This is a genomic window from Methanolobus vulcani (genome assembly GCF_900100715.1).
GTDB lineage: Archaea > Halobacteriota > Methanosarcinia > Methanosarcinales > Methanosarcinaceae > Methanolobus > Methanolobus vulcani.
Window position 1 is genome coordinate 190,949 of sequence record NZ_FNCA01000005.1, and the last position, 18,578, is coordinate 209,526.

15 protein-coding genes are annotated in these 18,578 nt (G+C 42.5%); 9 read left to right on the forward strand and 6 right to left on the reverse strand.

The features are described from left to right. Positions 1 to 284: 284 nt before the first annotated feature. The 4 genes from BLP52_RS09070 (at position 285) to BLP52_RS09085 (ending at position 4,242) form a co-directional block, all read left to right on the forward strand. A complete protein-coding gene (locus tag BLP52_RS09070) occupies positions 285 to 1,589 on the forward strand; it encodes an O-acetylhomoserine aminocarboxypropyltransferase/cysteine synthase family protein (protein ID WP_091710158.1) in 1,305 nt (434 codons plus the stop codon). Beyond that, on the forward strand, positions 1,586 to 3,058 hold the full coding sequence (metX, locus tag BLP52_RS09075) for a homoserine O-acetyltransferase MetX (protein WP_091710159.1): 1,473 nt from the start codon (positions 1,586 to 1,588) through the stop codon (positions 3,056 to 3,058). The genes BLP52_RS09070 and metX overlap by 4 nt, the downstream gene beginning before the upstream one ends. 118 nt (positions 3,059 to 3,176) lie before the next feature. Next, positions 3,177 to 3,539, forward strand: coding sequence for an HTH domain-containing protein (locus BLP52_RS09080; RefSeq protein WP_091710160.1), 363 nt, complete (start codon positions 3,177 to 3,179; stop codon positions 3,537 to 3,539). A gap of 88 nt (positions 3,540 to 3,627) precedes the next feature. Next, positions 3,628 to 4,242, forward strand: coding sequence for a 4Fe-4S binding protein (locus BLP52_RS09085; RefSeq protein WP_091710161.1), 615 nt, complete (start codon positions 3,628 to 3,630; stop codon positions 4,240 to 4,242). A 238-nt stretch (positions 4,243 to 4,480) separates the two neighbouring features. Here BLP52_RS09085 and BLP52_RS09090 read toward each other — a convergent pair whose 3' ends face one another. The 6 genes from BLP52_RS09090 to BLP52_RS09115 all read right to left on the reverse strand — a co-directional run bounded on the left by BLP52_RS09090 (position 4,481) and on the right by BLP52_RS09115 (position 10,744). After that, positions 4,481 to 4,975 (reverse strand): DUF2115 domain-containing protein, encoded by a 495-nt coding sequence (locus BLP52_RS09090; RefSeq protein ID WP_091710162.1) that lies wholly within the window; start codon positions 4,973 to 4,975, stop codon positions 4,481 to 4,483. Positions 4,976 to 5,098: 123 nt separating this feature from the next. Further along, entirely contained in the window at positions 5,099 to 6,490 is a 1,392-nt protein-coding gene (locus BLP52_RS09095) for an ATP-binding protein (RefSeq protein ID WP_091710163.1), read from the reverse strand. Positions 6,491 to 6,648: 158 nt separating this feature from the next. After that, positions 6,649 to 7,404, reverse strand: a complete 756-nt coding sequence (locus BLP52_RS09100) for a hypothetical protein (protein ID WP_091710164.1) — start codon at positions 7,402 to 7,404, stop codon at positions 6,649 to 6,651. Further along, on the reverse strand, positions 7,391 to 8,404 hold the full coding sequence (locus BLP52_RS09105) for a hypothetical protein (protein WP_091710165.1): 1,014 nt from the start codon (positions 8,402 to 8,404) through the stop codon (positions 7,391 to 7,393). The genes BLP52_RS09100 and BLP52_RS09105 overlap by 14 nt, the downstream gene beginning before the upstream one ends. Positions 8,405 to 8,751: 347 nt before the next feature. Next, a complete protein-coding gene (locus BLP52_RS09110) occupies positions 8,752 to 9,273 on the reverse strand; it encodes a hypothetical protein (RefSeq protein ID WP_091710166.1) in 522 nt (173 codons plus the stop codon). Then, positions 9,260 to 10,744 (reverse strand): RHS repeat domain-containing protein, encoded by a 1,485-nt coding sequence (locus tag BLP52_RS09115; protein ID WP_091710167.1) that lies wholly within the window; start codon positions 10,742 to 10,744, stop codon positions 9,260 to 9,262. The genes BLP52_RS09110 and BLP52_RS09115 overlap by 14 nt, the downstream gene beginning before the upstream one ends. A gap of 170 nt (positions 10,745 to 10,914) precedes the next feature. Between BLP52_RS09115 and BLP52_RS09120 the strand changes: the two genes are divergently transcribed. The 5 genes from BLP52_RS09120 to pdxS all read left to right on the forward strand — a co-directional run bounded on the left by BLP52_RS09120 (position 10,915) and on the right by pdxS (position 18,541). Beyond that, positions 10,915 to 11,685: a hypothetical protein gene (locus tag BLP52_RS09120; RefSeq protein WP_091710168.1), complete on the forward strand. Its 771-nt coding sequence runs from the start codon at positions 10,915 to 10,917 to the stop codon at positions 11,683 to 11,685. Positions 11,686 to 11,778: 93 nt separating this feature from the next. Next, complete coding sequence (locus BLP52_RS09125; protein ID WP_091710169.1) at positions 11,779 to 12,885, forward strand: polymer-forming cytoskeletal protein; 1,107 nt, start codon at positions 11,779 to 11,781, stop codon at positions 12,883 to 12,885. A 228-nt stretch (positions 12,886 to 13,113) separates the two neighbouring features. Beyond that, complete coding sequence (gene gyrB, locus BLP52_RS09130) at positions 13,114 to 15,018, forward strand: DNA topoisomerase (ATP-hydrolyzing) subunit B (protein WP_091710170.1); 1,905 nt, start codon at positions 13,114 to 13,116, stop codon at positions 15,016 to 15,018. An 11-nt stretch (positions 15,019 to 15,029) separates the two neighbouring features. Then, entirely contained in the window at positions 15,030 to 17,540 is a 2,511-nt protein-coding gene (gene gyrA / locus BLP52_RS09135; RefSeq protein WP_091710171.1) for a DNA gyrase subunit A, read from the forward strand. Between the two features lie 104 nt (positions 17,541 to 17,644). Continuing rightward, positions 17,645 to 18,541: a pyridoxal 5'-phosphate synthase lyase subunit PdxS gene (gene pdxS / locus BLP52_RS09140; RefSeq protein WP_091710172.1), complete on the forward strand. Its 897-nt coding sequence runs from the start codon at positions 17,645 to 17,647 to the stop codon at positions 18,539 to 18,541. The last annotated feature ends 37 nt before the right edge of the window (positions 18,542 to 18,578 follow it).

An 18,578-nucleotide genomic window follows, 5' to 3' on the forward strand; every position in this document is an offset into this window, starting at 1 on the left:
ATAAGATTGGATAATATATTTCCAGTTATCTTATCTTTAATTTCTTTTTTGAAGATTGCTCGCATTTTATTTGTACTCTAACAGTTACTTGTAAGTTTTATCTGCTGCCAATAAAATATAAATTTAAGAGCACATAAATATAAATGTTCAATCGTGTAACAAGATATACAATAATAACTTACAGTAATATTCACAAAGTGAATTATGCAAATTTATATATAGGATTGCATCTATCACAAAATAGTGCAAAACTAAAGCACGCTACAAAATCCAGAGGAAACAAAATGAGCAAAAAGAACTATGGACCAAATACCCTGGCTTTACATGCAGGCCAGGAGCCTGACCCTGTAACCGGGTCACGTGCGGTGCCGATCTACCAGACAGCATCATACACATTCAGGGACGCAGAACATGCAGCCAATCTCTTCGGACTGAAGGAATCCGGTAATATCTATACCAGGCTCATGAACCCCACCACCGATGTGCTTGAAAAGAGAGTTGCTGCTATTGAAGACGGCACAGGTGCACTTGCAGTTTCCTCTGGAATGTCCGCCATCACTCTTGCAACACTGGGTGTGACCGGTCCGGGAGATGAGATAGTTGCAGCCAATAACCTCTACGGTGGAACTTACCAGTTATTCAATAATACATTCAAAAACCTTGCAAGAAAAGTGGTCTTTGTGGATTCTACAAGGCCTGAAAAGTTCAGAAAAGCGATTACCGATAAAACAAAGGCGATCTACACAGAGATAATAGGAAACCCTAAACTTGATGTACCAAACCTTGAGGAAATTTCAAAAATAGCACATGAAGCAGGAATACCACTTATAGTTGACAACACTGTGGGAATCGGTATTGTAAAACCTATTGATCTTGGAGCAGACATTGTGGTACTTTCCGCAACCAAATTCCTTGGAGGACATGGAACAACTATAGGCGGAATAATTGTTGATTCCGGTAAATTCAACTGGGATAACGGAAAGTTCCCCGGGCTCACAGAACCTGACCCTGGTTATCACGGCCTCAAATACTGGGAAGCATTCGGTGATGTTCCTGGACTTGGAAATATCGCATTCATAACCAAGATGAGAGTCCACCTGCTACGTGACCTTGGACCGGCACTTAGTCCATTCAATTCATTCCTGTTGTTACAGGGACTTGAGACACTTCCTCTCAGGGTTGAAAGGCACAGCAGTAATGCACTCAAGGTGGCAGAGTTCCTGAACAACCACCCTGCTGTTAAGTGGGTAAACTATCCCGGACTAAAGGATCACCCAAGCCATGAACTTGCAACGAAATACCTGAAAGGAAAATACGGTGCAATTCTCGGATTTGGGATCAAAGGCGGACTTGAAGCAGGAAAGAAGTTCATTGACAGTGTTGAACTGCTATCACACCTTGCAAACATCGGTGATGCAAAGACACTTGTGATCCATCCTGCATCTACAACACATCAACAGTTAACCGATGATGAGAAACTGGCAACCGGAGTTACGAATGATTTCATCCGCATGTCCGTAGGACTTGAAGATGTAGAAGACCTGATAGCTGATATCGACCAGGCACTTAAAAGGTCTCAGGAACTATGAAAAAAGAATCTGTCGGAATAGTGGAGACTAATGTCTTCAATCTGCCGGGAGAACTGGTGCTTGATAGTGGAAAAAGGTTGAAAGAAGTGCGAATTGCTTATGAGACCTACGGAAAGCTGAGCCCGGAAAAGAGCAATGCAATTCTCATATGCCATGCGCTCACCGGTGATGCACACGCAGCCGGACTTCATAGTGGTGAAAGCAAAGCCGGATGGTGGGATTCACTAATTGGTCCCGGTAAAACCATTGATACTAACAGGTATTTTATAATCTGTTCCAATGTACTTGGAGGATGCAAAGGCACAACCGGACCCTCCTGCATTAATCCGGAAACAGGGAAGGAATACGGGACATCTTTCCCTTTCATAACCATAAAAGACATGGTGAAAGCTCAGAAGGAACTTGTTGTCCACCTTGGTATAAAGAAACTCTTTGCAGTTATCGGAGGTTCCATGGGAGGAACTCAGGTACTTCAATGGTCTGTGACATATCCTGATAGCGTAGGCAAGGCAATTGTTATTGCAAGTACGGCACGTTCCTCACCTCAACAAATAGCATTCAGTGAGGTTGGAAGGATGGCCATACTCTCTGACCCGGACTGGAACAATGGAGATTATTATTCAGGTTCCCCACCAATCCACGGCCTTGCACTGGCACGAATGATAGGACACATAACCTATCTGAGTGATGCATCCATGCACCAGAAGTTCGGAAGAAGACTTCAGGACAAGCAGAATCTGGATTACAATCTTGGTTTTGATTTCCAGGTCGAAAGTTACCTGCATTACCAGGGACAGTCCTTCACAAAGAGATTTGATGCTAATTCCTATCTTTATATTACAAAGGCACTGGACTACTTTGACCTTACATTGAATGGTTCCCTGATAGAAGGAATGAAAAATGCAAGAGCAAAATTTCTAATCGTAGCAGTGAGCTCGGACTGGCTTTATCCACCTTACCAGTCAAAAGAGGTAGTTTCCGCATTGACTGCCAATGACATTGATGTAACCTACAGGGAAATCGAATCCAGTTACGGACATGATGCGTTCCTTCTGGAATCGGGACAATTGGGTTATATTATCGGTAACTTCCTTGCCCATACACTTGTATCGGATATCATGAAAAGAGAGATCAAGACCATCAGGAACGGACTTAGTATTGAGGAAACAGCACAGGTCATGTTTGAGAATGGAATTACACACCTACCTGTGGTGGATAAGGAAAACGAGCTTATCGGGATAATAACTTCATGGGACATATCAAAGGCTGTTGCATTGAAATGTAACTCTCTTGACAGGATCATGGTCAGAGATGTTATCACGGCAAAAGGAAATGAGGATATTGAAAGTGCTGCAAAAAAAATGGAGCAGAATTTCATCTCTGCACTTCCCGTAGTTGATGAAAATAACCGGATAATCGGCATCATTGGCAGTGATGAGATCAACCGGATGATAGGCGGATGTCAATAGGACTCTGTTTCAACTATTTTCTAGTACTTCTGTTTTTTAGCAGTTTTTTTCAGTACTTGAAACTGCTTATATATGGCTGCAACTTTAATACAGTACTGTTGATTATTGGAGGTATCAAATGGTTGACTTTGCCTGTAAAGAGTTTGAGATCGAAGCTGTAATTAAATGCGGACTGAACCTGACAAAAGCCGAACTTCAGATATTGAAATATTTCCTGCAATACGGGCAGGACTGGCTTACTACAGAAAAAATAGCTGAAGAGCTCGAACTTAACCTTTCGACTGTCCAGAGAAGTGTAAAGAAACTCTATGAAAGGAAGATACTCATCCGTTCTCAGAACAACATGGACGGCGGAGGATACTTCTTTGTTTATAAGATCAAAAGCAAGAAGGATATTCATGAACTTATCATGGAGATCGTCAATAGCTGGGTCAAGAGGGTTGACAGCGAATTGCAGTCATGGGCTGACGAGAACCAGTAGAACCAGCAATACCCCCTGAAAATTGTGCCTATATAAATACTTCGAAAAAAAGACATTAAAATTATAAGAGAAAAAAGAGGGTGAAATTGTGCTAAAAATTACTCCATATCTTGGAATCCTTGTCGTTATCGTATCAATTGCAGGACTCTGGTTCCCGCTTCTGGGATATTTCCTGCTGCTCGTATTTGCAACACTGCTTATTACAAGTGTCTTCCGTGGAAGATGGTTCTGCGGAAATCTCTGCCCTAGAGGAAGTTTCAATGACTTCTGGGTCGGGAAGATAACGAGAGGAAAGAAAATACCAAAAATACTGAGAAGCTACCGGGTCAGAGTTCCACTGTTCCTGCTCATGATGGGATTTATGGGCTACAGGCTCCTCAACACACATGGACTTATCAACCAGATTGGCATGGTCTTTGTTATCATGTGTCTGGTGACAACTACAATTGCACTAATTGCAGGAACTACAGTTAGTCCACGTACCTGGTGTACATTCTGTCCAATGGGAACTGTACAGAACCTCATCGGCGGCCAGAAGTACCAGCTCCAGACAGATGACTCTAAATGTATCAACTGTAACAAGTGTGAGAAGGTCTGCCCGATGCAACTTGATGTCCACACCAACAGTGAAAAGCCTGACTGTATCAAGTGCGGAAGATGCATTACAGCATGTCCGACAAAAGCACTGTCATTTAAGGCCTGAATATCTTTCCTAATTCAGGCATACCTCCTATTTTATTATTTTTAGTAACAAAAAACAATCTTTAATCTAAAAACAAAATAACCATCCGCCGGAGGCGGCACATTCCGATGATTCCATACAGAAGGTATACGAAAAAGTATGGAATTCGCAGATATTTTGTTTAGTCTTTTTGGAAAAGCGCCGGCTTCGCCGTACCCTTCGGGATCATTCAAGTTATTCAATTTGTCATTTCTATTCTTTACTGTTCTTCACTGTCCTTACAGATACAGAACTCACAGAACGAAATACCGGTTTCTGATTGCTTATCCTTAACCGGACAATAATAAAAAGTGCCATCCTCAGTAATCTTCAAACCGCCGGGAAAGATCATTCCCACAGGATGCAGTGGTTTTTTGACTATGAAGGTCAGGTACAGGTGAACTATACTGACAAAACGGTTCATTGCATCTCTTTTCCTGTCATCAGGATCGTTTTTTTCATTTATGCTGGAAAAAGCTGCTTCATACTCTTCTGAATCGATTTCCCGTATCACAATTTCATCTGGCCTGCATTTCCAGATTTTCAGGAAACTTTCATAGAGGAATACAAAATAATCAGCAGAATAGATTGTTTTGTATGGTTCAGGAACATGTTCCACGGCTTCCATTGCATAAGCTCTTGCAAGACTAATGTCTGAATTGCTGATGCTTCGGCTGTCTTTTTGGAGCTTAGAAAGGAGTTCTGAAGTATTCATTGCTGCTGAGAAGTTGCGGGTGAAAGTACATAAGTGTTTATTCGGTGGAGGGACTGTAAATCCTTGCTGCTGTTGGTAAAGATAGAAAATGAATTGGGGCTTTTTTGGTTATGTTTAAAATCATTATTGATGAATGCTGTTCACACATTCTCTTTTGATATCATCCAAGTCAAAGGCAATAAAATCAAGTTTTTCTTTTCCATCGATCTTTTTGGCCATAAGGCAGTAGTTTTCGTTCCATGTGCCATTAACCTTTTTTATTTTTTCTTTCAGTTTTTCTATTATGCTTATGGCTTCCTTTTCTGAGAGATGCTTCCATTTAACTTCACAAAATAAAGCATCGTGACTGGATCGGTCAAAGGCGATGATATCGATCTCCGTTTCTTTTTTCCACCATTTCCCGACATCAGTAAACCTGAAAGGTAGTTTTTGCTGTTTATTTAGCATTATGAGCACTTCCTTTGCCACGTCCTCGAAAGCATATCCGAAATATGTGTTCAGATCCTTCATGACAATGTCTTCTGCCAGATCGGGGTCAATTTCGAAGGTTCCGTAGTGTTTGTAGATGAACCTGAACCAGAAGTTGAAGAAATTGTCCTGCAGGAAATATCGGGAATTACGTGATCCGCCGGTTATCACAGGCTCTTCCTTTTTGACCAACTCGTATTTGTTCACAAGCTCATTCAGGTATTTTGAGACTGTTCCATGTGGCATTGCGGTGTAATCTGCTATGTGTGAGGGGATTGCTTTGCCTGAAGCAATGGCTTCGAGGATGGAAAAGTACCCTTTATGCTCTGAACCGAATTCCAGGACGAGTATGTTCTTTGCTTCTTCCATGAGTATCTGCGTGTCTATGAAGAGTTTCCTGAAAACACTCTGGGCATCCGGCTCGCTGAACTGGGCTGCAAGGAGCAGGTATTTTGGTACTCCACCGAGGATGAAGTATGTCTTCATAGCCTCTTCCAGTTCAAAGGAGCTAAGACCGTTCAGGAAGGCATAGCTGTCTGAAAAGTTGAACGGCTTGATGTTGAAAAGGTAGGTGGCCCTGCCGAAGAGTGGTTCCTTGCTTTCCTCAAAGATCCTCTTCATCATTCCCACAAAAGAGCCTATAACTATGAACATGTGTTGGCTCTCACGGTGATGAGCATCCCAGTATCTCTGAAATTTGGAAAAGAAGTCCGGGTTCACCTTTGCAAAGTTCTGGAACTCATCAAGTACTAGCACCATCTTTTCCTGCATTCCGAATACGATTGTGAAAAAGTCGTCAAAACTATCCAGACGCGGCCTGATGCCTGTCACATTTCCAAGCTCAATTTCCAGATCACGCAACAGAAGCTCTTCACTTTTTGTCTCCACGAAGAGATAAAGGCTTTTCCTGTTCTTCACAAACTCTTTGCTCAGCTCGGTTTTCCCCACACGCCGTCTTCCGTAGAACACAACCAGGGATGAAGCAGGAGTATTGTATATCTCTTCAAGCTGAGAGAGTTCCTTCACGCGCCCATAGAATCTTACCATATAGTAAGTTACTGTTCAGTAAGTATATAGAGTTTGTGTATTCGGATGTCTGCTTGGCTATGCGCTCGTCATCACGGAAGAAGTAGCTGGTGGCAGTACCGTTGTCAATCTCATAGAACTGGTTGACACATATGATCCAGTACTCTTATTTCACAATTTCATTTAACCAGTGATAAGAGTTGCTTTATGAGAGTCTCCGAATCATTTTGCGATAATCTGCCATATTTTTCGATCCCTTCGTTTGTTTCGTACACGGTGCGTAAGGATTGTTCGAGGAAAGAATGCTTTTTTAGCAGCTCAGCGAACACGTAAATATCCAGTTCTCTTCCACCGTGACCAGGGTCGAGCAGTGCAAGGACATCTGCCCTGTCCTTTATAAGTTTTCCACTTTCCCACAAAGGGTCATGGCTTAGCAAATTATCGATTCTGTACTGCCGATCCCATATGGCTTTGAGCTTCAGGATGATCAATGCTTCCCTAGTTGGAACGGTCATTTCAATACCACCACGTATTGTTCTCATTTCGGTGTTCTTTTTAAGGATGCGGAAATCCAGATAGTCGTCATCGATTCCTTCAAAAAGGAAAGGCTTCTGCCAGGTGGCAAAGTCGATTATCACAGGGCCTGCGTCGGTCATTTTCTGAACACTTGTGGAGATGCCGGGAAGTCTGTATGGCTTAAAATCCCTGTTCTCTCGCAGATGGAACATTATGCTCTTACGAATTTTGCTGCTTGTGATGAGGTCTATATCGATTGATCCGAACCAGGGATTATAGGAATCTACTGCCCAGCCACCGATGAGCACGGTGTTTGAGTCTTTGAGATTATCATTCTTTTCGTGCAGGTAGCGGATAATCTCATTCAATTCTTCCAGAGAAAGAGCAATTATCCTTTGTGTGGGTTCATATTGTGGCATAGACCGACACCAACTGTTTTGTTATATCCATTGCCGAGTAGCCCATTCCTGCCAGGTCGAGCAGTGTCTGGGAAGGGGACACTATCCTGATATCTTCCTTTTCCCGGACATCATGGAATACGTTCCTGTCAGTACGGTATATGTATGCAAGGGTCCCTTTGTCAGAGTTGGATGCAAACAGTTCCCTGAAGTAACTGAGGTTCTCTTCCTGCATGTAGAGATATACGGCATCATGGCGTACCCCGTAACCTGTGTACAGTGATGCTGCGGTGTAGGATGTGAAACCGAAGGGTATGTCATTCTGAGCTTTGAGGGCTGATGTTATCTCTTTTGCGGCTGTTGTGGAGTTTTCAAAGTCTATCCTTATCTCCTCGATCATGAGATTGGAGAACGGACGTCCCCATGCAATGCCGCTGAGGAGTTTGTTCACATCGGATATGCTGACATGACCGTTATCCTGCCTGATGATGTTCTGCTGCATGAGTCCCTTTATGGTCTTGTGCGCCCAGCCGTAGGATACGTTCTCCATTAAGGAGAGTTGCCTTATAGATGTCTTTTTCTCCTTGAGCAGACGAGATACCACTTTCCATGATTTCTCTGATGTTATCCTGTGACTGGCCGATGTGTACTGTTCCCTGTTTTCAGAGACCAGTGACCGGGGAAGCTTTATTGCTTCTATGCCCAGTTTATCCATGAGCTCTTCTTCCATCTTCGGGATATATTTTGCAGCAAGCACAGGCACGACCTGTTTCCCGCTCCCCTTCTCCCGCTGCCAGAGCTCACGGAAGAGATTCAGCCGTGATATCGCATCTACCGTTACCCTTGACTTTATTTCAATGACATAGAGCATGTCCCCTTTTTCCAGTGTCAGGTCGGGACTGAAAGGCAGACCGCTCAGGTAAGGCTCTGAGGCAACGACCCTCGCATCCTCAGGAATACCCAGATGGTCCATGATGTACGCACGGGTGTCGTTCTGTTCGTCTCCACTTTGTTGTGTCATCTTAGTTATCACTATATAGTGATAACTATATATAGTTATCAGTGATACGTATCACTGATGAGTGATAGGTAGATGAAGGTATCAGTGATAGGTTTGGAGAGAGTTGGAACGTATATATTGCCACAGACTGCCTGTTTTGCAATACGCTCGTCGTCGCGGAAGAAGTAGATGGTTGCGCGCCGTTGTCCACTTCGTAGAACTGGTTGACGTAGTAGGTGAACTCACCGACAGAGTTCTGTTTCTTGACTCTCTAGCCGTTGGTGTCGTACCAGTATTTTCAACATCGATTCAGCGTAACCTGTTTTTTAGTCAGTGTTGAGCATATGCTTCTCTGAATTGAATGAATATCAACTGTTATTTGTGTCCTCTGCAAGATTAAGCCTATTTTCTTTTTCTTTTACTGCATTAAGTATTTCAAAGTAAAGCCTTTCAGCTTCCTTTGAGTAATCAAATTCTTTAATTCCTTTTATACCTCTTACTGTTTCAAAAACCATCCAGATTAAAGGAATAGGAATCAAAAATATTACAAGGGCAAAAAAACCCGGCTTAACACCAGGAGTTGAGAATTCAACAATAAATGAAGCTATTAAAGCAATTGCGATATATGCCGCATAAAACCTATGATAATATCTAACAAATTCCAATGAAAATTTATTTTCAGTAGCAAATTTTATAGTGATTATTTTCATAGCAAAATTATTTCTGAGCATTATTCTTTTCTTTTCTTTATTGTAACTATAATTGGAAAAATGTTCTTTAATAATATTTAAAAGTTGATCAAATGATAAAATTGTATGGATTTCATCAGAAATCCATATATCAGCAAATACAAACTCTTTAGGTATGAATTCATGATCAATCATTTTCATCGTCTTCATCACCTTCATTTTCGATTTCTTCAATTGTTATTGAACCTGTTTTAACATCTTTCCATACAAGAACATTAACAGAACGAGAACTGGCTTCTATTAACACTTTTCCATTTTTGATAATATTTCCTTCTGATGTTAAGTGCCAATCATCATGATTTATGCCATTGAATGCATCTGTTCCAAAGGAGGACTCTAAAAATCCATTTATTTGTTTAGACCCCCAACTAAGTTCTGTAAATGGAATTTCAAAGGTGCCATCATCAATGCCATATACTTCAGCATTTATACCAGTTTGTAGTACGTTTTCTGCAAAAAATGTATGCCCTTTATAAATTGCATATTGTCCATGAGTTAGTTCTACTGAGTCCGAGAGTGTACGTAAGAACCGTATTCCTTTTGGTGCTTTCAGAATCCATGAAGCTGGTAAGATTGGAACTGCAGTTGCTACAATATCCCATGCAAGGAAAGCACCATTTACCAAGTTTGGATTTTCATAAAATGTAGCTGCACTATAGGTTAAACATGCAAAATCAATAACATAATCAACAAAATGCCCACTTGGATCAGTATACTTTACCGGATTATTCAAACAATAAGCATACCGATTCAATGATTGCGGATTATACAAATCCGGCAGCATCGTATCCGGCTGCACAAAAATCCTGTACTCCGGTGAATAGTAGCGAGCACCATAATACATCAACTCAGTGTCAGCATCATTCTCCTGCCCTGTAAATCCATATTTCTCCAATCCACCTGACTGAACTTCACCATATGGATAATACTCGGTACGCTCAACCTCAAAACCACTTTCGTTAATCAGCAAAGTGGTACTGCCAAGATGATCTGACAGATACCATTCCATATCTCCAGATGTCTCTTTGGCTATGCGCTCGTCGTCACGGAAGAAGTAGCTGGTGGCAGTACCGTTATCAATCTCATAGAACTTGTTGACGTAGTAAGTAAACTCACCATCAGCATTCTGTTTCTTGACTCTCTGGCCGTTAGCGTCGTACCAGTATTTCTCCACAAGGGAACTGTTGGATGAGTAACGGACCTCACTTAGCTGGTTGGCATCGTTGTATGTGTAGATGAAATCCTCATCCTCGATGAGGTTTCCATTGGAATCGTAAACGAGGTCATTGCCGTTATAGGTTGCCGGAGCGTGGAAAGGTGTCAGATTGTATTCGTAGGAGGATATCGTGACACTGTTCTCGTCTACCTGCCTGATGCATCCGTACGGGTCATAGGTGAAATCCCTCTGATACGTTGAAACACTGTTGACCGACATACCTGCACTGGTCAGCCTGTCAAGATCATCGTATCCGTATGTCTTCACGGAATTGAGGACATTGTCCTCGATCTCAAGGATATTGCCGACATTATCAAAATCGTAGTTAAGGTCCTGAAGGCTTTCGGTGTATATCCTGTCCAGCAGCAGTTTCTCGGCATCATAAATTGCCCACATAACAAGTAGTTATACAGAATCATAGAAAAATTCTAAAACTAACTAATTCAATGTTTTAAATAAGAATAAAATGGTTTTTATGTTCTCATTCTATATAAACTAAAAAGCTTTCTATCTAATATCATTGATAATAACTGCATAGGATGAAGAAACAGATTTGGAGCATCTAAATGTATCCCGGCAAAAAAAGGCGTGACTATAACGACATTGAATTTATCCTGAGCTACAGGAAGGATATCATATTCAGGGAACATGCCACCAAGCTTGATATCTTCCAGGATTCAATAGAATTATTATTTTACCTTACAAAAGTCCTGAATGCCGGATTTCTTGATGAGGTCAAAAGAACAGGGAAACGTCCTGAAGGTTCGGGAGCCATTATACCTGTACTGTTTGAGAGAAATAACCATAATTTGCTTGCAGCCTACAAACTGGCATGCATCGGTCTGAACAATCCTGCTTACCTGAACCTGAGAACTGTTTTTGAAGGAATTACCCAGATGTATCTGCTTCACTTTACTGATAGGGAAGCATACATTTTCTACAAACAGCAGTTGGACACGCTTACCGAAGATGAGGAAAAGGAGTTGAAAAATAAGCATCACTGGCTCAGACCATCAAGAATACGTGCAGTATTATACGCCGGTGAAAAGAAAAAACAGGTTGATGATTTTTATATACTCATCTCCAATGCAGCTCATCCCGGCATAAAGAGAGCAATGGGCGATTTTGATTATCGTGAAGAAGTAACAGTTGACGTGCTATCCATTTCACTGGCTCTGTCGGCTGCTAGTCTTATGAGTATCAAGAATATCTATTCTGACATTCTCAATGAGGAAGAAGCGGAAGAGATTGACAATATACTGGATAGGGTAACACGGGAATTGGATGGACAGGTGATGGATATTAGTCCGAATCATCCGGGTTTAAAAAGAGATTAGATACTGAGCCTTCATAGCCAAATAAGCATTTAATCAATGAAAAACAATAATTAGAATACTATTTGAATTAAATTGTAGAGGGGAGTCTACATAATGAGAACTGGCTTACAAGCTTTATGCAAGATCATGCTGCTAGTTGTTACTTTCATGTTATTGATCCACACGGCTGCAGCATACACCACAATTGAAAGTGGTGACACTGTCGTCATTGATAAAGTAATTAATGACGATGTGATTGTTGCCGGAGGAAATGTCATAATTGATGGAACGGTCAATGGTGATGTGATAGTTGCCGGCGGCACAGTTGAGATGAACGGAAATATAGAACAAGACCTGATCGTAGCTGCCGGAGATGTTACTATCAGCGGTACGGTAGGCGATGATGTAAGGGTCGCATCGGGAACACTAACGATTGGCGGAAGCGTGCAGGATGACGTAATTTCCTTTACCGGTGAGACTATTCTTACTGACACAGGAAACATTGGAGGTGACCTTTCAGCCGGTTCAGGGAAGATCACTATTCAGGGAGACGTTGTTGGTAACGTCGAAGCTTCTGCAGAAGAGATCAATATCCAAGGTAATATTGGCGGAAATGCAGAACTTAACGCGGAGAAAATAGCAATATCACCTGACGCTTCCATAGCAGGCAATCTTGAATACAGGAGCAGATCCGAAACAAAGATAGATGAGGGAATTGTCGGAAACAATGTTCACTACTACGAAATGGACTATCATGAGGATGGAGGAATAGTCTCATCCCTAATCAGAGGGCTTATTTCCTATCTTGCACTGGTTCTTATAGGTCTTATCGGACTGGCTATCTGGCCAGAGTACATGGAAAATATTGCTGTTAAAACTTCTGAATCTCCGGGGATGGCTTTTCTTACGGGACTCCTGGTTCTGATAGTAGCTGGTATACTTGCATTTCTTCTCTTTGTCACTATTATCGGAATTCCATTGGGACTTATCCTGATGATAACGATCTTTGTAATGCTTTACGTTGCAAGGATATTTGCATCCATATGGATCGGGCGCCATCTGCTAAGTAAAATGGGTAAAAGTTCAAGGGCAATGAATGAAATGGCATTCGGACTTCTGGTACTGCTTCTTGTCAGTGCGATCCCGATAATCGGTGGTCTTGTATATCTGGTTGCAACACTAATACCAATTGGCAACATCTACATGACAGCAAGAAACTGATTTTTAAGTTTCTTTTTTTACTTTTTTAATCAATTTTATATAAACATTTAATAAGCATGAATGCATATTAGGAGCTGGATGTTTTAAGTTAAAATAAGAAACGAGAGATTTAGAATTAATATTTCTTTGACTGTATTTTGAGGGACGAACTAGTGTACGTTTTAGACACGAATTAATCAAGCATTGTTAATCAGGATTATGAATTTTTTTCACGGAGCTGTTATTTAAATGAGTGAAAAACAGACTTATGATGCAAGCAATATTCAGGTACTTGAAGGGCTGGAGGCTGTTCGCAAACGTCCGAGCATGTATATCGGAAGTATCGATGGCAGGGGACTTCATCACCTGGTCTATGAAGTAGTGGACAATAGTATCGACGAAGCACTGGCTGGATATTGTACACAGATAGATGTATCGATAAATCATGAAGGGACCATCACAGTCCAGGATAATGGACGAGGCATTCCGGTTGGAACACATCCGAAATACAATAAATCCGCACTTGAAGTGGTAATGACTATCCTCCACGCTGGAGGAAAATTCGATAAGAACACCTACAAAGTATCAGGTGGTCTGCATGGTGTCGGTGTTTCAGTTGTGAACGCACTTTCCGAGTGGATGGAAGTCGAGGTACAGCGTGACGGGAAGATTTACTACCAGCGCTATGAACGTGGAACTCCAACGGATGACCTGCTGGAGATCGGAGAAACTTCCAGCACAGGTACAAAGACTACCTTCATGCCGGATTCTAAGATATTCGAGACCACAAAATTTGTATATGAAACACTTGCAACAAGACTTCGTGAACTTGCATTCCTTAACAAAGGAATAAAAATAAGCATATCTGATGACCGTGGAGAAGAAAAAGTAGAAGAAAAATTCGAGTACGAAGGTGGAATCATTTCCTTTGTGGAACACCTGAACCACAACAAGAACTCACTTCATGATACTCCAATCTACTTTGAAAGGACAAAAGACGACACTGTTGTTGAGATCTCAATGCAGTACACGGATAGTTATGCTGAATCTGTTTTCTCATTTGTTAATAACATCAATACCCACGAAGGTGGTACACACCTTGTAGGATTTAAGGCAGCACTCACAAGGGTTGCTAATGATTACATAAAGAAGAACAATCTTGCAAAGGGTGATGCAAAGCTTTCGGGTGAAGATATCCGTGAAGGTCTCACAGCCATCATCAGCGTCAAGATCACAGAACCTCAGTTTGAGGGACAGACCAAAACCAAGCTTGGTAACAGTGAAGTCAAGGGTATTGTTGAGTCAATGGTATCAGAAGGACTCGCAGAATACATGGAAGAGACTCCAAAAGTTGCCACTGCTATCCTTCAGAAAGCACTGGACGCTCAGCGTGCAAGAGAAGCTGCAAAGAAGGCAAGGGAACTTACACGCAGAAAAAGTGCCCTTGATGTCAGCACACTCCCTGGAAAGCTTGCAGATTGTTCTGAAAAAGATCCTTCTGCCAGTGAGCTATACCTTGTGGAGGGAGAATCTGCAGGTGGCTCTGCAAAACAGGGCAGGGACCGTAAGTTTCAGGCAATATTACCACTCAGGGGTAAGATCCTCAACGTTGAAAAAGCACGTTTAGCAAAGATTCTCAAGAACAATGAGATTCTTGCGTTTATCACTGCAATGGGTACCGGAATCGGTGATGATTATGACATCGAGAAAGCACGTTATCATAAAGTTATCATCATGACCGATGCTGATGTTGACGGAGCTCACATCAGGACACTCATACTTACATTATTCTACAGGTACATGAAACCCATGATAGATGCCGGTTATGTATACATTGCACAGCCTCCTCTTTACAAGATAAAGAAAGGAAAGGCAGAATATTACGTATATTCTGACCGTGAGCTTGCAGCAAAGCTGGAAGAGATCGGTGACAAGGGTGTTGGCATACAGCGTTATAAGGGTCTTGGAGAAATGAACCCTGAACAGCTCTGGGAAACAACAATGAACCCTGAGACAAGAACACTTCTTCAGGTCACCATGGAAGATGCGGTTGCTGCTGATGAAATGTTCACAATCCTTATGGGAGATGACGTAGCGCCACGCAAACAATTCATTACAACGCACGCAAAGGACGTTGCGAACCTGGATGTCTGAGGTGAAGAAAAATGGCAGATAATATTGATGATAATAGTATTCAGGACGAAGAGCAGAACAATCCTGAAGAGGAACTTCCTTTTGATATCCAGCCAACCGAGACAGGCGAGAAGATCGTTCCCGTCCTTATTGAAGACGAGATGAAGAACTCATTCATGGATTATGCCATGAGTGTAATTGTAAGCCGTGCTCTGCCGGATGCAAAGGACGGGCTGAAACCTGTTCACCGAAGAATTCTCTATGCCATGAAAGAGGCAGGAATTACCTATGATAAGGCTTACAAGAAGTCTGCCCGTGTAGTGGGAGACGTTCTTGGTAAGTACCACCCACATGGTGATTCTGCGGTTTACGATTCCCTTGTCAGGATGGTACAGGAATTCTCCCTGAGATATCCGTTCATAGACGGACAGGGTAACTTTGGTTCGATTGACGGTGACTCCGCTGCTGCCATGCGTTACACTGAGGTCCGCATGGATAAGATATGTGATGAGATGCTCCTGGATATTGATAAGGAAACCATTGCAACACGTCCTAATTATGATGGTTCGCTTGAAGAACCGGTTGTGCTTCCTGCAAAATTGCCAAACCTGCTTATTAACGGGTCAACCGGTATTGCTGTGGGAATGGCAACCAATATGGCACCTCACAATCTTACTGAGGTTATCAATGCAACCATGATGATGATTGATAACCCCGATGTGACAATCAATGAACTTATGACAGTAGTAAAGGGACCTGATTTCCCAACCGGTGGTGTCATACTTGGTAAACAGGGAATCAGGGAAGCTTATGAGACTGGCCGTGGAAGAGTCCGGGTCAGGGCTGTTGCTGAGATAGAGGAGATGAAGAAGGACAAGTACCGTATTGTTGTCTCCGAACTTCCATATCAAGTCAATAAGGCAAAACTCATCGAGGATATCGCAAGCCTTGTCAGGGACAAGAAAGTTACCGGTGTTTCCGACCTTCGTGATGAATCCGACCGTGAGGGTATCAGGGTTGTTGTGGAACTTACACGTGGAACAAATGCAAATGTAGTGCTTAACCAGTTGTTCAAGCACACCCAGATGCAGACAACTTTTGGTATTATAAATCTGGCACTTGTGGACGATGTTCCAAGGGAATTAGATCTGAAACAGATACTTCGCATTTATCTTGATCATCGTATTGACGTTATACTCAAACGTACTCAGTTCATGCTGAGAAAAGCAGAGGACAGGGCACACATACTCAAAGGTCTGAAGATTGCCCTTGACCATCTTGATGAGGTTATTTCACTTATACGCTCTTCAGCAAATGTTGATGAAGCAAGGGAAGGACTCATTTCAAAATTCGGTCTTGATGAGATACAGGCAAAGGCAATCCTTGATATGCGTTTGCAGAAGCTCACCGGCCTTGAAAGACAGAAAATCGATGATGAATATGACGAACTTCTCAAGCAGATTGCTGAGTATAAAGCTATCATCGAAAGTGATGAGAGAAAATATGGAATAATCAGGGATGAAATCACCGACCTGAAAGAGCGTTTCGGTGATGAGCGCAGGACTGCTATTAAATCCTCTGTAGAGGAACTTGAAACTGAAGACCTCATTCCTGAAGCTGAAATGGTTGTAACAATCACTAATAGCGGCTACATTAAGAGGCTCCCTGTTGATACATATTCACAGCAGCACAGAGGCGGAAAAGGTGTCATAGGAATGGATACCAAGGATGAGGATTTCGTGGTTGATATCTTTGTGGCTTCAACGCATGATTATATTATGTTCTTCACAAACAAGGGTCGTGTGCACTGGCGTAAGGTGTATGAGATACCTGAAGGCAGCAGGCAGTCCCGTGGAAAAGCTATTGTGAATTTACTTGAGCTTGGTGAAGGTGAACTTGTTACAGCGATGATACCTGTAAGCGAGTTCAAGGAAGATGAATACCTGTTCATGGCAACCCGAACAGGCACTGTGAAGAAGAGCCAGCTTTCTGACTTTAGCAACCCACGCAAGAAGGGCATTATCGCCATCAGCCTTGTTGAAGAGGATGAACTTGTGAACGTTGCGCTGACAGATGGTTCCAGGGACATGGTCATGGTCTCTATGCATGGAAAAGCTATCAGATTCCCTGAAAGTGAAGTACGTGTTATGGGTCGCAGTGCCAAGGGTGTTCGTGGAATGAACCTTGAAGAAGGAGACATGGTCGTAAGCCTGGATGTTGTGGATGAGAACGCAGCACTTTTGACAATAACTGAGAACGGTTTTGGTAAGAGAACCGAGTTTGATGAATACAGGGCCATGCACAGGGGTGGACGTGGTGTGATAACCATAGTTACAAGCCTGCGTAACGGACCTGTGATCAATGTGAAGGCAGTAAATGAGGACGATGATATCATGCTTACCAGCTCTGAAGGTATCATAATCCGTATTCCTGTGAAGGACGTGCGTGTTCAGGGCAGAAACACACAGGGCGTAAAGATCATGAATGTACGTGCCAGCGATAAAGTAGTAGGCGTAGCAAGGATCAGGCCTGATGATGAGTAGATGTAAATGCTTTTAAGCATTAACTATATCTAGTAGGCTGAGTAGGTAGGCATTAAAATCAAGACTTAAAGTAACAATTTAATAAATTTATTCAGGACGATATTATGGAACTTGAGAAATTAAGACACGGTACCGAGCTTATTAAGCGCGGCTTTGCAAAGATGCAGAAAGGCGGTGTGATCATGGACGTTGTAAACGCTGAGCAGGCAAAGATCGCAGAAGAAGCTGGTGCTGTTGCGGTTATGGCACTTCAGGCTGTTCCTGCTGACATCAGGAAAGAGGGCGGAGTTGCCAGGATGGCAGACCCAAAGATCGTTTCAGAGATCATTGATGCTGTTACAATCCCTGTAATGGGAAAAGCACGTATCGGTCACTTTGTTGAAGCTGAGATCCTTGAGGCTCTTGGTGTTGACATGGTTGATGAGTCCGAAGTACTCACACCTGCAGACCACAAGTACCACATTGACAAGACAGAGTTCACAGTTCCTTTCGTATGTGGTGCAAGAAACCTTGGTGAAGCACTTCGCAGGATAAACGAAGGTGCTGCAATGATCCGTACAAAGGGCGAAGCAGGAACCGGAGATGTCAGCGAGGCTGTCAAGCACATGAAGCAGATCATGGGCGAAGTACGTGCACTCAAAGGCATGACAAAGGAAGAACTCATTGCAGTTGCTCGTGAAATAGAAGCACCTATTGAGCTTGTACTTGAAACTGCAGAAATGCAGCGTATCCCTGTCGTTAACTTTGCAGCTGGCGGTGTTGCAACACCAGCAGATGCAGCTCTTATGATGCGCATGGGTGCTGACGGTGTTTTTGTCGGTTCAGGAATCTTTAAGTCAGAGAACCCTGAGAAGATGGCAAAAGCAATCGTTGAAGCTGTAAACAACTATGACAACCCTAAGGTGCTTGCAGAAGTATCCAAGGGCATTGGCTCCGGAATGAAAGGAATCAGCGTTGATTCAATTCCTGAATCAGATATCCTTCAGACCCGTGGATGGTAAAACCATCCCCAATTCTTTTTATTAGATTTTTTATTGT

Bases quoted from the DNA above. Each gene is read 5' to 3' on its own strand.
- BLP52_RS09125 (WP_091710169.1), top strand. From the start codon at position 11,779: ATGAGAACTGGCTTACAAGCTTTATGCAAGATCATGCTGCTAGTTGTT.
- BLP52_RS09115 (WP_091710167.1), bottom strand. From the start codon at position 10,744: ATGTGGGCAATTTATGATGCCGAGAAACTGCTGCTGGACAGGATATAC.
- BLP52_RS09105 (WP_091710165.1), bottom strand. From the start codon at position 8,404: ATGACACAACAAAGTGGAGACGAACAGAACGACACCCGTGCGTACATC.
- gyrA (WP_091710171.1), top strand. From the start codon at position 15,030: ATGGCAGATAATATTGATGATAATAGTATTCAGGACGAAGAGCAGAAC.
- gyrB (WP_091710170.1), top strand. From the start codon at position 13,114: ATGAGTGAAAAACAGACTTATGATGCAAGCAATATTCAGGTACTTGAA.
- metX (WP_091710159.1), top strand. From the start codon at position 1,586: ATGAAAAAAGAATCTGTCGGAATAGTGGAGACTAATGTCTTCAATCTG.
- BLP52_RS09095 (WP_091710163.1), bottom strand. From the start codon at position 6,490: ATGGTAAGATTCTATGGGCGCGTGAAGGAACTCTCTCAGCTTGAAGAG.
- BLP52_RS09070 (WP_091710158.1), top strand. From the start codon at position 285: ATGAGCAAAAAGAACTATGGACCAAATACCCTGGCTTTACATGCAGGC.
- BLP52_RS09120 (WP_091710168.1), top strand. From the start codon at position 10,915: ATGTATCCCGGCAAAAAAAGGCGTGACTATAACGACATTGAATTTATC.
- pdxS (WP_091710172.1), top strand. From the start codon at position 17,645: ATGGAACTTGAGAAATTAAGACACGGTACCGAGCTTATTAAGCGCGGC.
- BLP52_RS09100 (WP_091710164.1), bottom strand. From the start codon at position 7,404: ATGCCACAATATGAACCCACACAAAGGATAATTGCTCTTTCTCTGGAA.
- BLP52_RS09080 (WP_091710160.1), top strand. From the start codon at position 3,177: ATGGTTGACTTTGCCTGTAAAGAGTTTGAGATCGAAGCTGTAATTAAA.
- BLP52_RS09090 (WP_091710162.1), bottom strand. From the start codon at position 4,975: ATGAATACTTCAGAACTCCTTTCTAAGCTCCAAAAAGACAGCCGAAGC.
- BLP52_RS09110 (WP_091710166.1), bottom strand. From the start codon at position 9,273: ATGAAAATGATTGATCATGAATTCATACCTAAAGAGTTTGTATTTGCT.